This is a genomic window from Aquimarina algiphila, assembly GCF_007489275.1.
Lineage (GTDB): Bacteria > Bacteroidota > Bacteroidia > Flavobacteriales > Flavobacteriaceae > Aquimarina > Aquimarina algiphila.
Genome location: NZ_VLNR01000011.1, coordinates 40,438 through 53,991, shown reverse-complemented (window position 1 = coordinate 53,991; position 13,554 = coordinate 40,438). Strand labels below are relative to the sequence as shown.

Genomic DNA, 13,554 nt, shown 5'->3' with positions numbered 1-13,554 from the left:
AGTCTTTTGGATTTTTGTAATCTATCATTTTTAATAATTATGTACTTTTAAAATGATATAATTATAAAAAGAACTCAACATGAAAAAATCAAAATTAGGAATTGAAAAATTTAGGGTAACAAAATTAAATAACATGTCATCAATTAAGGGAGGAGAAGAGTTCACTAAAAGTTGTCCTACAATAACTGATACAAAACCTGTAAGATCTAGTATACCTTGCTGGCTTGAAGCTATTCTCTAAAGTACAGCGTCGTTAACTATAAAAAAAGTCCAACTTTAATAAGAATAAGAGTTGGACTTTTTTAATTTTAATTTAGTTCTAAAAACAGTCACAAGAATAACCGTTGAATAACCCACCACTGTGAGGTCCAATACCACATTGCCACTGAGCAGTTCCACAACATTCTGGATCACTACTTGGATAACATTTGTTTAATGTAGGAATCCGGCCTCCAGAAATTGATTTTTGATCTTTTTTTTCAATTTTCTTGGTATCTGTTAAATTTAAAATTTTCTTTAGCATCTGTTTTTGGTTTTAAGATTATGATTCAACTAATAATTTTATAGAGCAGAGCAATTTCTTCCATCGCGATATTCACATCGATCACCTATACATACACAATATGTAGGGCAGAATACCAAGCAGATAACAAGACCATTGCCAATAATAGTACTTTGATCTTTTTTTGAAAGCACTTTGGCTCCATGTAATTTTTTGATTCTTTTCATAATTTTAGGTTTTAAGAATTAACATATTTATCAAAATTCAATCATCATCATATTCAAAATGACATGCTATGGTTCATCTTACAATATCTTATTTGGTTTTGGTCAAAAACCTAATCCTCCAATGGGATCGGTCCCGTCTGGGCAAGTGCTACTGCATGATACAGCTATAATTTCTAAGAAACCTCTGGGTCCCATTACAATACATCCACAATCATCTGATCCAGGAAGGGTGAATCCTCCTTTAATGGTACGTTGTTGGTTTTTATTAAGTTGTCTAACATTTTTTAATCTCAAAATTTTTGGTAACATATTATATTGATTTTAAGTTAAACTATATTGAATACACTACATTAAATATTAAATTTCAACAGGTTCTTGGTTTTCGATAACATCATTATGATTTTCGATCATAATATTCATAAAATGAAAAAACTCTGAATAGCTATACTTTTTAGGATAAATTGTGTCATTTATTAGTGAAGCGGGAGTATAGTAAAGGTTGTTTTTTTCTGCCCATTCTGATTGTTTGTCTAAAACTGATATATAGCCTGGATTCTTTGCAGGAAGACCATATTTTTTTATCCATTTGCTATGTGTTCTGTCGGCAAACCAATTGTTGTATGCTATTATAAATTCATCAGCTCCTTTGTTTTGGTAGATGTCAAAAAGAATCAAGGCTATTTGCGTTGCTTTATTTTCTAGATCATCAGTTTTTACATTTAAACGAATAATGATCTGCAATTGATCTCCCATAGCCTTTAAAGTACGAGTGTAAGCTTCGAACGCATCTTTACAATATCCACACATAGGGTTGGTAAGACTAATGATTTTAAATGGAGCATTTGGATTACCTAATACGATTTCGTTTTCTATAGTCGAATTATCTTCTATTTTTTCTGAAAGACTGAGTAAGTGGTTAAAAATCTGACTATCTCTTTTGAAGTGATTTAACTTTAAATTGTCACCTTTAAAAGTCTTGTTTTCCACCATTTTTTCCTTTGCAAATAAATAAATTGAAGTAAATAATGTAGTAACAATTAAAAACCCTGAGATTTGAGAAATATCAATATCAAACTGAAGGCTTCGTAATGCTATTATTGTTAATCCAATAGAAACAGCTACCATAGCAAGGCATATTGCACACCATTTTTTTATAATAAAAGCTTGAGAATAGATAGAATATAATACAAATGGAATTCCTGCAAGTGCTGGAATAAGCAATACACTGGTGAAACCATAAAAAATTTGATATAGTGTAAGTGCGCTAAAAAATACAATGCCAGCATCAGCAAGTGAAAAATTCTTGAAGAGCTTACCACTGTTATTATTTATGACATCTCCACAATTTGTGTTCCCAACAGAAGTACAAAACTGATGAATGGTTTGAGATTGAATACCTAAACTTTCGCGAAGTGCAAAAAAACTAAAGGTCACACCTACAAGAGATACAATCAGAAAAAGAATTTGATCAATTGTCCAGACTCTACTGATAGCTAATAAAACTAAACCGGCGATTAATGTTATTGCAAGAAGATTCTGAAGAAACGACCCATTGGATAAAAGACTTTGTTTTGAATTGTATTCTACAGCAATAACCTTGGGAATCCAAATTTCTTTAAATTCTTCAAGAGTAAATTTCTTTTTCTTTAAGCTACTGTGCTTAATTTCTATATTTTGATTTTTTTTAATAGCAGTGACAATTTCTTCAGAAGATTCTGCCGTTTTAACCAGAGTTACAAAACTTTTTGGTAGTTGATCCAAAGCATCTAGAGGAACTTCTACCGCAATATTATCGATATCAAAATAATCTAGAGTATCAGTAATCGATTGAAAACTTGGGTAATTAGGGTGTATTTGTAACTGAAGTTCTAAGTCTTTTTTTTCATAGTTGCCTATTCGATTTTGAACCAAAACGGTTTCAACAATTTTTTCGATATTATTTTTCATAGACTTTTTAAAAATGATTTGTTTAAGAACTGTAAAAAATTAATTTACTGAAGGTTATCTGATTACTAGAAATGGTAACTGTTTGATTTAGGTATAATTTAATTTCCGTTGGGTGTTGACCTCCAAAAGTTAACTTCACTAAAATAAAACTTTAAAAACGGTATGTCAATATGTATATAGCTCAAAAATACAATGGTATATCCGTAATTTGGATAGTTTTAGGGTTGATTCGTTGGGTTATCTATCTGTAAATCAGGGTTGAATTGGTTTTTTTATGACTTAATTAAAAAAGAAGAACATTAGTGTTAAAGTTTTCAATAAAAAAAGAAATATTCTTTTAATATTATGGAAAATAGATAAATATAGTATTGATTGTAATTGTGTAATCTACTTTTAGAAGTAATTAAAAGACATGACATAATCATTTTACTATTTTTGTCTTCTTAAAAAATAAAACATTGAAAAGAAAATATCTTTACCCTATATTAATTATTATTGTTACTATTGGATTTTACTACGTCGAGCAGTATGAAGGAGAGTATACGACAGAACAAAATGGAGATGGTGTATCTGAGTATGGTTTTTTTTACTTACCGACATCTACTACAGGGGCTATAATAACTCATGATCACTATTCATTATCGTATTCTGAAAAGCACGAACAGGCGGAGTGGGTTGCTTACGAATTAAAAAAAGAACATTTGTCAGATAACAATTTTAAACGACCATATTTCAAACAGGATAAAAAAGTGAGATCATCTTCTGCAGATTGGCGTAATTATAAAAAATCTGGCTATGAAAGAGGGCACTTATGCCCCGCAGGAGACAGGAGATTTACTTATGAAGCTTTTGAGGAAACATTTTTTACTTCAAATGTGAGTCCACAGAATCGTGAATTTAATAGCGGTATATGGAATGCCTTAGAACAAAAAACTAGATATTGGGCGCAACTATATGATGGAGTCTACGTGGTTACTGGGGGAGTGTTATCTGATGATCTGGATGATATTGGTTATGAAGCTGTATCTGTACCAAGATATTTTTACAAAGTTATATTAAAGGAAAATGCAAAAAACTCCAAAATGATTGCTTTTTTAATGCCTCACAAGAAGTCTAATACATCTTTGAAGCAATTTGTTGTACCGGTTGATAAAATCGAAAAGCTAACCGGAATAGATTTTTTTCCACAGTTAGATGATAAAATAGAAAATCAATTAGAAGCTTCTTCGGGTACAAAAGGTTGGAAATTTTAATTACCACTCATTAACTCTATTGGAGTCTAGTTTAATAAAAATAAAAAGTAAAATGGTGAATCCCCATAATCCCGATCCTCCATAGCTAAAAAATGGAAGGGGAATTCCAATGGTTGGCATTAGTCCTGTAACCATACCAACATTAATAGCAAAGTGAATAAATAAGATACCAATAACACTATAGCCGTACACACGGCTAAATTGTGTTTTTTGCCTTTCTGCTAAATGAATAAGTCTAATTAATAATGAAATAAACAAAATGATAACCAAAGTTGCTCCAAGGAAACCCCATTCTTCTCCAACCGTGCTAAATATATAATCTGTATGCTGTTCTGGTACAAAACCACCTTTGGTTTGCGTTCCTTCTTTCCATCCTTTGCCAACCCAGCCACCACTACCTATTGCGATTTCACTTTGGTTGGTGTTATATCCAATTCCTTTTGTATCTACTTCCTTACCTAATACAATATTAAATCGATCTCTATGTCGTTGTTCGAATACATTATTGAAAATATAGTTTACAGAAAAACAGAAGCCAGTTACTACGATAATTGTAAGGAGATACCTTGAGTATTTGGGTTTTTGTTTTCTATTTTTAATTAATATCAATAGCATAACTGTGGCGATAGCAAGCACTACCCAAATAGGATTAAAAAGCAGAGTTAGAATGAATAATGCGGCAGCAGAAGCTCCTACAATAAGATATATTGCAGCTAACCCTTCTCTGTATAAAGGAAAGAAAAAGGCAGCGTATATTAATGCACTTCCGGGGTCAGGTTGAGGTATAATAATTACAGCGGGTATTGCTATAATCAAAAATGCTCTTACCTGGTGTCCAAGTAGATTAATATTGGTTTGCATGTCACTTAAATATTTGGCTAATGCCAAAGCAGTGCATGACTTTGCAAATTCTGAAGGCTGTAATCCAACTGGTCCAAAAGCATACCAGGATGTAGCGCCGTTTATGTTTTTACCGAGTACAAAAAGACCTAAAAGAGAGAGCAAGGATATTACATAAATTAATCCGGCGAATCGTTCATAAAATTTTACTTCTACCGCTTGAGTAATAACAATCAAAACTATACTAAGTAAAATCCAATACCCTTGTTTTACATATACTTCAGAAAAATCTGTAAAAGAGAACGCTTCATTTTCATAAGATGCAGAATAGATATTTCCCCATCCAAACCCAACTAGAAGTAAAAATAATAGGACCGTTATCCAATCTATAGCAGCTACACTGGATTTTGCCATTATTGATTAATTTTAAAAGGTTCGCCACTATAAGGTTTTGCATATTCCTCTTCGAGACTATGAGTGAGAAGCCATTTTTCTAAATCAGTTCTGGTAATACTACCATTTATATGCTGTTCTATCATTAAAGAAGCTATTTTTCCTGCATATCTAGCACCCCAATATCCATTCTCTACAAAGACTGCAATTGCAATTTTAGGATTGTTTTTAGGGGCGAATGCAATAAATACAGAGTGATCTGTAAGTTGTGTTTTTTTTCCGTCTATTTTGGTAAAATTTTCGGCAGTACCAGTTTTTCCACAAATTTCTATTCCTTCTACTTGTAAAGAACTTGCAGTACCTTGAGTATATACTTGATACATTCCTTCAATTACAGGTTCAAAATGCTCTTTGTCAATTGTTGTAATTTTTGGTACAGTATAGTTTTCATTTTCTATGGGCTTACCATCTATTGCTTTTATAATGTGAGGAGTGAAATAATAACCTCTATTGGCAATTGCAGCAGTCATATTAGCCAACTGGATTGGAGTTGCTAATACTTCTCCCTGTCCTATGGCATTAGATAATGTTGCTGAAGCATACCATTTATAAGTTGGATATTGATAGATTTTATTATAATATTCAGAAGAAGGTACTTTACCGGGTCTCCCAGCTGGTAAATCGTTTCCCAGATAATTTCCTAACCCAAAACTTTGCACATGTTTTTTCCAATTATCTATACCTTCCTGCGGGGTGTCATATTTTTCGATAATTCTTCTATACACTGTAGCAAAATACGCATTACAAGAATTTGAAATTCCGGGAATCATGCTTAAAGGGCTCCTGTGAGAATGACACCCTAGTTTTTGACCTCTTTTTCCATAATAATATCCCATTCTGCAAGAAACACTTTCTCTAGTGTCAATTACATCTTCCTGTAATCCTATTAATGCATTTATGGTTTTGAATGGTGAACCAGGTGGATATTCTGCTTTTAGTCCTCTATCAAATAAAGGAATGGCAATAGTGTCATACACTAATTTAGTAAAATTTGGAGATCTTTTTCTTCCTACAAGTAGTTCAGGTTTATAACTTGGAGCTGTAACAAGAGCTAATATTTCTCCTGTCGATGGTTCGAGAGCCACAATACCTCCTCGTTTATTTTTCATAAGCAAGCGCCCATATGCCTGAAGTTTTGTGTCAAGAGTAACCGTAAGATCTTTTCCGTTTACGGGTAAGGTATCAAATTTTCCTTCTTTGTAAGCTCCCATATCTCTGTTGAACCTATCTTTTTGGATACGCTTTACTCCTTTAACTCCTCTAAGATAATTTTCATACTGTTTTTCTACACCATCAATACCTATAAGATCACCTGAGAGATAATAAGGGTTTTTCTGAATCAATGCTTCATTCACCTCTCCTATATAACCCAATACATTTGCAGCATCTTCGGTTTGGTAATCTCGCAATGAACGTTTTTGAATATAAAAACCTTCAAATTTCCGCATTTTTTCCTGCAGATAAGCATATTCATCTTTTGTTAATTGAGGGACAATTATTGAGGGTACCCTTGGAGAATAAACTCTTGCTTTTTTAAGACTTTTTATAAGCTTGTCTTTACTGATATTAAGAATAGAACAAAACTCTAATGTGTCAAAAGGTTTTAACTCTCTTGGTATAACCATTACATCATATGATGGTTGGTTAGTTACAAGTAACCTTCCGTTTCTGTCATAGATTGCTCCTCTTTGAGGGTAATCGTAAATTACTTTAATTGCATTATCTTCTGATAATGAAGCAAACGAAGTATTATAAATCTGCAAGTAAAAAAGCCTTGCAATAAATACAACACCGGTAGTTACAATTATAAGGTATAGTAATAACTTTCTCATGAATCATTTCTTCTAAACAACACCAGAACTAGCATGGTAATCACTATTGTGAATAAACTAGAGAATAACGTTTTTTTTACGATCAATAGTATGTGAGAGAAGTTAAAAATTTCTAATGAAAAAAGTACAATATGATGTGTTAAAACCATCAGGATCACATAGGCAAATCGTTCTCCGAATCCAACTTGACTTAGTTTTACTGTTTGGAACTCGTAACTAAGCCCAAAAACAGATCGCAATGCTACTGGTCTAAAAAATGCAATGACAAGGCAAGCGGCTGCATGTACACCTCCAGAATCTCCAAACATATCTATGATTAACCCTAATATGAAACTTATAACGAGGAAAAGACTTTTGTTGATGTTTATAGGAGCAAGGAGTATGAAAATAATATAAATATAAGGGTTAAGGAACCCTAAGAAATTAATATGGTTTAGAATCGTTACCTGAACCAAAACTAAAACTATAAACCTCACAATATGTAATAGTGTATCCCTATTCATAAATTTAGTTTTCTAAACTTTTAATTTCTTCTATATCTCTACTTTTTATGGCATATACAAAACCAATATTACTCATGTCATTAAATAGTTTAACATCGATTAAGTAGTAGCTTTTGTTTTGATTTAACTTGTAGTTTGAAATTGTTCCAATTCCGATTCCTTTAGGGAAAATGGTCGAACGACCATGTGTAATAATAGTATCTCCTTCTTTAAAAATAGCTTGCCTCGGAATAGTCTCTAATTGTACAATATTTGGATCTTTTCCATTCCAGGTTAAAGAACCATATTGATTAGATTTTTTTAAGCCAGCATTAATTCGGGAATTACTATTAAGAATAGAGATGACTCTACTATAGTTTTTTGAAGTATTTTCTACAATCCCTATGATACCTTTATCTGTTATTATTCCCATATCAGGAAAAATGCTATCTTTTTCTCCTTTATCAATAAGAATATAATTATCAATCTTACTATAATCATTTTTGATTACTCTGGCTTTGGTATACGTATAAGGTTTATCAAATGATATTGTATCTATCTCTCGTTTTACAATAGAATCTACACCTAATGCACTAAGCTGGTTATGTAGCCATTCATTTTCTTCTAGTAATCTTTTGTTTTCCTGTTTTAGTCCAAAATAATTAGTTATCGAATGTTGCCAGCCATATAACCCTCCACTTAAAAAATTCGTAGAGCTTACGAACTTACTTTTGTGATAAGAATGAGATTGAATTGTCAGGACTAAGGATAAAAATAATAACAAAAGAAATAGCAGAGAATGTTTATTCTTTATTAAAAAATTAATAATCTGCTGCATACTTTAGCGTGTGATAATCTCTTTAGTTAAACGTACTGTTATAAGTGGCTTTTGCCTTTACTTAATAAATATTAAAGCAGGATAACGTAAAATCAGAAATTTAGGTATATTTCAGGTCATATTTTTTTAAAAATACTATTTGATAAGTACACTTTTATACCTGTTTAGATTTTTAAGTGTAATTCCTGTTCCTCTTACAACTGCTCTTAATGGGTCTTCTGCTATATAAACAGGTAAATCAGTTTTTTGTGATAAACGTTTATCCAGCCCTCGAAGCATAGAACCTCCTCCGGCAAGATATATTCCTGTATTGTATATGTCTGCTGCAAGTTCTGGCGGTGTTTGTGATAAAGTTTCCATTACTGCATCTTCGATTCGTAAAATAGATTTATCTAGTGCCTTAGCCATTTCTCTAAAAGAAATTTGAACTTGTTTTGGTTTTCCTGTGAGTAGATCACGTCCTTGGACATTCATTTCTTCTGGTGGTAACTCAAGATCTTCTGTAGCAGCACCAATTTGTATTTTTATTTTTTCAGCAGTACGTTCCCCAACATATAAATTATGTTGTGTACGCATGTAATATATAATATCATTAGTAAATACATCCCCTGCAATCTTTACAGATTTATCACAAACAATTCCTCCTAGAGCAATAACAGCAATTTCTGTTGTACCTCCTCCTATATCTACAATCATATTTCCTTTAGGTTGCATAATGTCAACTCCTATACCAATTGCGGCAGCCATAGGTTCATGAATAAGATATACTTCTTTACCATTTACGCGTTCTGCACTTTCTTTTACGGCTCGCATTTCTACTTCAGTAATCCCAGAAGGAATACAGATTACCATACGCAGAGCAGGAGCAAAGAGTTTTTTCTTTAATGCCGGGATATCTTTGATAAACATACTTATCATTTTCTCACTGGCATCAAAATCTGCGATTACTCCATCTTTTAATGGTCGGATAGTTTTGATATTCTCATGAGTTTTTCCTTGCATCATAGCCGCCTCTTTTCCAGCAGCAATAATTTTACCAGTCATAATATCTCTGGCTACAATAGAGGGACTATCCACTACGACTTTGTCATTATGAATTACTAATGTGTTAGCGGTACCTAAATCTATTGCAATCTCTTCGGTAAAGAAGTCAAAAAATCCCATAAAAAGTCAAAAAAAGGGGTTAAAATTCAGTAAATGTAATAAAATTAATGTTTAAAATGGCGTGTTCCGGTCATAACCATTGCAATTCCGTTTTGATCACAGTATTCAATGCTCAATTGATCCTTTATAGAACCACCTGGTTGAATCACAGCTTTTATGCCTGCATGGTCTGCTATCTCTACACAATCAGGGAATGGGAAAAATGCATCACTAGCCATTACCGCACCATTAAGATCAAAATTAAATGATTTTGCTTTTTCTATAGATTGCTTAAGTGCATCAACTCTAGAAGTTTGTCCTGTTCCGCTTGCTAATAATTGTTTACCCTTAGTAAAAACTATAGTATTTGATTTAGTATGTTTACAGATTTTTGAGGCAAAAAGAAGATCTTCGATTTGATCAGAAGTAGGAGCGGTCTTTGTTACAGTACTCAAATCTGATTTGGCATCCGTTTTAAGATCCTTGTCTTGAAGCAAAGCACCATTAAGACAAGATCGTACTTGCATTTTTGGTAAATCGATTTCTTTTTGTACTAAAATGATTCTATTTTTCTTTCCTTTAAGTATTTCTATAGCTTCATCACTAAAAGAAGGAGCGATCACCACTTCACAGAAAAGTTTATGAATTTCGTCAGCAGTGTTTTTATCGATCTCGGTATTACTAATTAGGATTCCTCCAAAAGCAGAAACAGGATCGCCTGCTAATGCATCAATATAAGCTTGAAGAATAGTTTCTCTTTGTGCTAAACCACAGGCATTATTATGTTTTAATATTGCAAATGTAGGTGCGTCATTTTTGAATTCATTCATTAGATTTACTGCAGCGTCTACATCAAGTAAGTTGTTATACGATAATTCTTTACCATGTACTTTGTCGAACATAGCTTCAAAATCCCCAAAGAAAAATCCTTTTTGATGTGGGTTTTCACCATATCGTAATACTTTTCCTTTGGTTTCACTTATTTTAAGAGAAGCTATTTCATGATCACTATTAAAATAATTAAATATTGCAGAGTCATAGTGAGAAGATACATTAAAAGCTTTGGCAGCAAAACGTTTACGATCTTCTATAGAAATATTTCCGTTTCCTTCTGAAATAACAGACAAAAATTCTGAATAATCATCAACAGAAGCAACACAAGTAACATCAGCAAAATTTTTGGCAGCTGCTCTAATTAGAGAAATTCCTCCAATATCTATTTTCTCAATAATATCTTGTTCTGGAGCTCCAGAAGCTACGGTCTTTTCAAAAGGATATAAGTCTACGATAACAATATCAATTTGAGGAATCTCATATTGTTCCAGTTCTGCAACATCACTATCGTTATTTTGACGATTAAGAATTCCTCCAAAAACTTTTGGATGAAGCGTTTTAACTCTCCCCCCAAGAATAGAAGGGTACGAAGTAACATCCTCGACAGGTATAACATTAACTCCTAAATCTCTAATGAATTTTTCTGTTCCACCAGTAGAATAAATGGTAATATTAAGTTCATCTAATTTTTTTACGATAGGTGCTAATCCATCTTTACTGAATACAGAAATCAAAGCAGATTTAGCAGTTTTTGTGTTGCTCATGAGAAAATTTAGTTAGTAAAACGCAAAAGTAGCAATTTAGTAATCAATTAGACAACCAATTATGTGTAATTGTTTGAAAGAAATTGTAACAAAAATATAAGGAAAACGTCCTATCTTTAAATAATTTAAAATCTAGTTCAAAAAATAGAGCATGTTAATCTACCTTAGAGTACTAAAAGAAAGTTTTAATTTTGCTATTAGTGCGCTTATAAACAATAAGTTACGCACATTTCTTTCGTTGTTGGGTGTAACTATTGGGATATTTTCTATAATAGGAGTGTTAGCAGCAGTAGATTCTTTGAAGCAGGAAATAAAAGGAAGTATTAGCTCTCTGGATAATAGTACAATTTACCTCATGCGTTTCTCATTTGGTCCAACAGATATACCGCAGTGGAAACGAGAACAATTTCCTGATGTAACATTCGAAGAATATCAATATATAAATAGGTCTTTACCTGACATGAAAGCAGCTAGTTTTATTTTAAATGTTGCTCCTGAGACCGTAAAATATGAAGATAATAATGTTAGCAATGTAGAAATTGTACCCGTTACAAGTGACTATTATGAAATAGAAGAATTACAGGTGGTGAAAGGAAGATTTTATAATGAACAAGAATCTGCATCTGGTGCTCCTGTGGCAGTTATAGGAGACGAAATTGCTAATAATTTATTTGGTTCTGGAGATCCTATTGGTAAGAAAGTACGTCTATACGGAAGAAAAATAACTATAATCGGAGTGCTAAAAAAAGAAGGAATGGGACTTTTTGGGAATAGTAAAGATACTATGGTTATTCTCCCGGTCAACTTGGTAAGAAGAGTCTATGGAGATAATAATAAATCTGCTTTCCCCGCAATTATTATTAAGCCAGAGTCTGGTATTGATGTTCCCGAATTTGTTGCAGGGTTAAAACAAAAAATGAGGACATATCGTGGATTGAAACCTGATGAGATCGATAACTTTTTTGTAAATCAACTACAGGGATTTACTGATTTTATAGATAATATCACCGGTACAATGTCCCAGATTGGAGGTTTTATAGGGATGTTTTCATTATTGGTTGGTGGGTTTGGAATTGCGAATATTATGTTTGTGAGTGTAAAAGAACGTACCAATCTTATAGGGATTCAAAAAGCACTTGGTGCTAAGAGAAGATTTATACTATTTCAGTTTTTATTTGAAGCTGTTATTTTAGCTATTTTTGGTGGTTTAATAGGGCTTGTGTTGGTGTGGTTGATTTCTATTTTTGCATCTCAATTTACAGGTGATTTTGAATTTATTCTTTCTGGCTCCAATGTGTTTTGGGGAATGTTTTCTTCTACCATGATTGGTTTAGTTGCTGGGATTTTACCAGCGATATCTGCTTCAAAACTAGATCCTGTTGAAGCTATTAGAACTGGGATGTAATTTTTGATAAAATGACTTTTGATTTCCGGGTACTTATAAATCCTCATAAAGCTTTTAAAACTTAAGAGAATTTAGATCGATGATTATATTGTTTTGATTTCTTTAAACAATAAAGACTTGGGAGTATTTGTTTTAGTTCAAACTAACTTTTAGCATTACTTCATGACTTCCATTATTAAAGGATCCTGTGTTCGCTGTAGTATGTTCATAAGCATATCCAAATTGTAATGCTTTATCAATAAAAGTGGTGGTTAAAAATATAGTAACACTTTCGTCTATTCTATAGTTTGTACCTAGTTCTATTCTTTCTTTATACCAGGCAGAAGCGGTCATGTCAATAGTAAGAGGAACTCCTGTTACTGCTCTGGTTAATACAGAAGGTTGTAATTTAAAATCGTTAGTAAGATTAAAAGTATAGCCTCCGCCTAAGAAAAACTGCTGATCATCACTAGCGGATACTGGATTAACACCATCTTTTTCAAACCTGTCATTTGATAGGATTCCAGGAGCAGAAAGGGTTACATAATATTTTTCTCCTTTAAGGTAAAAGCCTACTCCAACATTGGGGTTAAACGTATTTACATTTTCACTAAATAATGGATCATCGGTGATACCGACTTTATTGAGATCTATTTTTAAGAAAGATCCGCCTGCTTTTATACCAGAATATAGGTCTAATTTATCTGCTATTTTAAGTTTATATGAAAAATCTGCATATACATGTGTTTCATCTAATACAAAAACCCGATCATTTACAATTGTTAATCCAACACCAACGTTTTTACCTATAGGAGAATTTACATTAAAGTTAAATGTTTGTGGAGCATCTTGTACTCCAATCCATTGACTTCGTACTGAGAAAACTGCTTCAAGATGCTCATTCGAACCAGCATATGCAGGAGTAATTATATTCATATTGTATCTATATAAGCTAAAATGAGGGTCTTGCTGTGTATAACCCAAAATTGAAGTGAATAGTAGTAGTATTAAAATGTATTTGTATTTGAAATCTTTCATTGATCCTTCTTTTATAG

General features: G+C 32.5%; 14 protein-coding genes. 3 read left to right on the top strand and 11 right to left on the bottom strand.

Features of this window, described 5'->3' with window-relative positions:
- The first annotated feature begins 79 nt into the window (after positions 1–79).
- Positions 80–241 carry a hypothetical protein gene (locus tag FOF46_RS31425; RefSeq protein ID WP_160114111.1) on the top strand — a complete coding sequence of 54 codons (162 nt, stop codon included), beginning with the start codon at positions 80–82 and terminating at the stop codon, positions 239–241.
- Positions 242–319: 78 nt separating this feature from the next.
- On the opposite strand, the gene FOF46_RS07075 is transcribed toward FOF46_RS31425, so the two are convergent.
- The 4 genes from FOF46_RS07075 to FOF46_RS07065 all read right to left on the bottom strand — a co-directional run bounded on the left by FOF46_RS07075 (position 320) and on the right by FOF46_RS07065 (position 2,676).
- Positions 320–523 (bottom strand): hypothetical protein, encoded by a 204-nt coding sequence (locus FOF46_RS07075; protein WP_109435723.1) that lies wholly within the window; start codon positions 521–523, stop codon positions 320–322.
- 38 nt (positions 524–561) lie between these two features.
- Positions 562–729, bottom strand: a complete 168-nt coding sequence (locus FOF46_RS31420) for a hypothetical protein (protein ID WP_160114110.1) — start codon at positions 727–729, stop codon at positions 562–564.
- Positions 730–831: 102 nt separating this feature from the next.
- A complete protein-coding gene (locus FOF46_RS07070; protein ID WP_109435722.1) occupies positions 832–1,038 on the bottom strand; it encodes a hypothetical protein in 207 nt (68 codons plus the stop codon).
- Positions 1,039–1,086: 48 nt separating this feature from the next.
- The gene (locus FOF46_RS07065; protein ID WP_143915961.1) at positions 1,087–2,676 is read right to left on the bottom strand and encodes a vitamin K epoxide reductase family protein; all 1,590 of its coding nucleotides are present in this window, start codon (positions 2,674–2,676) and stop codon (positions 1,087–1,089) included.
- A 458-nt stretch (positions 2,677–3,134) separates the two neighbouring features.
- Between FOF46_RS07065 and FOF46_RS07060 the strand changes: the two genes are divergently transcribed.
- The gene (locus FOF46_RS07060; RefSeq protein WP_143915960.1) at positions 3,135–3,929 is read left to right on the top strand and encodes a DNA/RNA non-specific endonuclease; all 795 of its coding nucleotides are present in this window, start codon (positions 3,135–3,137) and stop codon (positions 3,927–3,929) included.
- On the opposite strand, the gene rodA is transcribed toward FOF46_RS07060, so the two are convergent.
- The 6 genes from rodA to purH all read right to left on the bottom strand — a co-directional run bounded on the left by rodA (position 3,930) and on the right by purH (position 11,115).
- Entirely contained in the window at positions 3,930–5,183 is a 1,254-nt protein-coding gene (gene rodA, locus FOF46_RS07055; protein ID WP_109435719.1) for a rod shape-determining protein RodA, read from the bottom strand. It lies immediately after the preceding gene.
- Positions 5,183–7,054, bottom strand: a complete 1,872-nt coding sequence (mrdA, locus tag FOF46_RS07050) for a penicillin-binding protein 2 (RefSeq protein ID WP_143915959.1) — start codon at positions 7,052–7,054, stop codon at positions 5,183–5,185. The genes rodA and mrdA overlap by 1 nt, the downstream gene beginning before the upstream one ends.
- On the bottom strand, positions 7,051–7,557 hold the full coding sequence (mreD, locus tag FOF46_RS07045) for a rod shape-determining protein MreD (protein ID WP_109435717.1): 507 nt from the start codon (positions 7,555–7,557) through the stop codon (positions 7,051–7,053). The genes mrdA and mreD overlap by 4 nt, the downstream gene beginning before the upstream one ends.
- Before the next feature lie 4 nt (positions 7,558–7,561).
- A complete protein-coding gene (mreC, locus tag FOF46_RS07040; RefSeq protein WP_109435716.1) occupies positions 7,562–8,374 on the bottom strand; it encodes a rod shape-determining protein MreC in 813 nt (270 codons plus the stop codon).
- Between the two features lie 135 nt (positions 8,375–8,509).
- The gene (locus FOF46_RS07035) at positions 8,510–9,538 is read right to left on the bottom strand and encodes a rod shape-determining protein (RefSeq protein ID WP_103069858.1); all 1,029 of its coding nucleotides are present in this window, start codon (positions 9,536–9,538) and stop codon (positions 8,510–8,512) included.
- Between the two features lie 44 nt (positions 9,539–9,582).
- Complete coding sequence (gene purH / locus FOF46_RS07030; protein ID WP_109435714.1) at positions 9,583–11,115, bottom strand: bifunctional phosphoribosylaminoimidazolecarboxamide formyltransferase/IMP cyclohydrolase; 1,533 nt, start codon at positions 11,113–11,115, stop codon at positions 9,583–9,585.
- Between the two features lie 151 nt (positions 11,116–11,266).
- Here purH and FOF46_RS07025 point away from each other — a divergent pair, with 151 nt between their 5' ends.
- Positions 11,267–12,520, top strand: coding sequence for an ABC transporter permease (locus FOF46_RS07025; protein WP_109435713.1), 1,254 nt, complete (start codon positions 11,267–11,269; stop codon positions 12,518–12,520).
- A gap of 132 nt (positions 12,521–12,652) precedes the next feature.
- Here the strand turns inward: FOF46_RS07025 and FOF46_RS07020 are convergent, their stop codons facing one another.
- Positions 12,653–13,537 (bottom strand): PorP/SprF family type IX secretion system membrane protein, encoded by an 885-nt coding sequence (locus tag FOF46_RS07020; protein ID WP_143915958.1) that lies wholly within the window; start codon positions 13,535–13,537, stop codon positions 12,653–12,655.
- Positions 13,538–13,554: the final 17 nt, after the last annotated feature.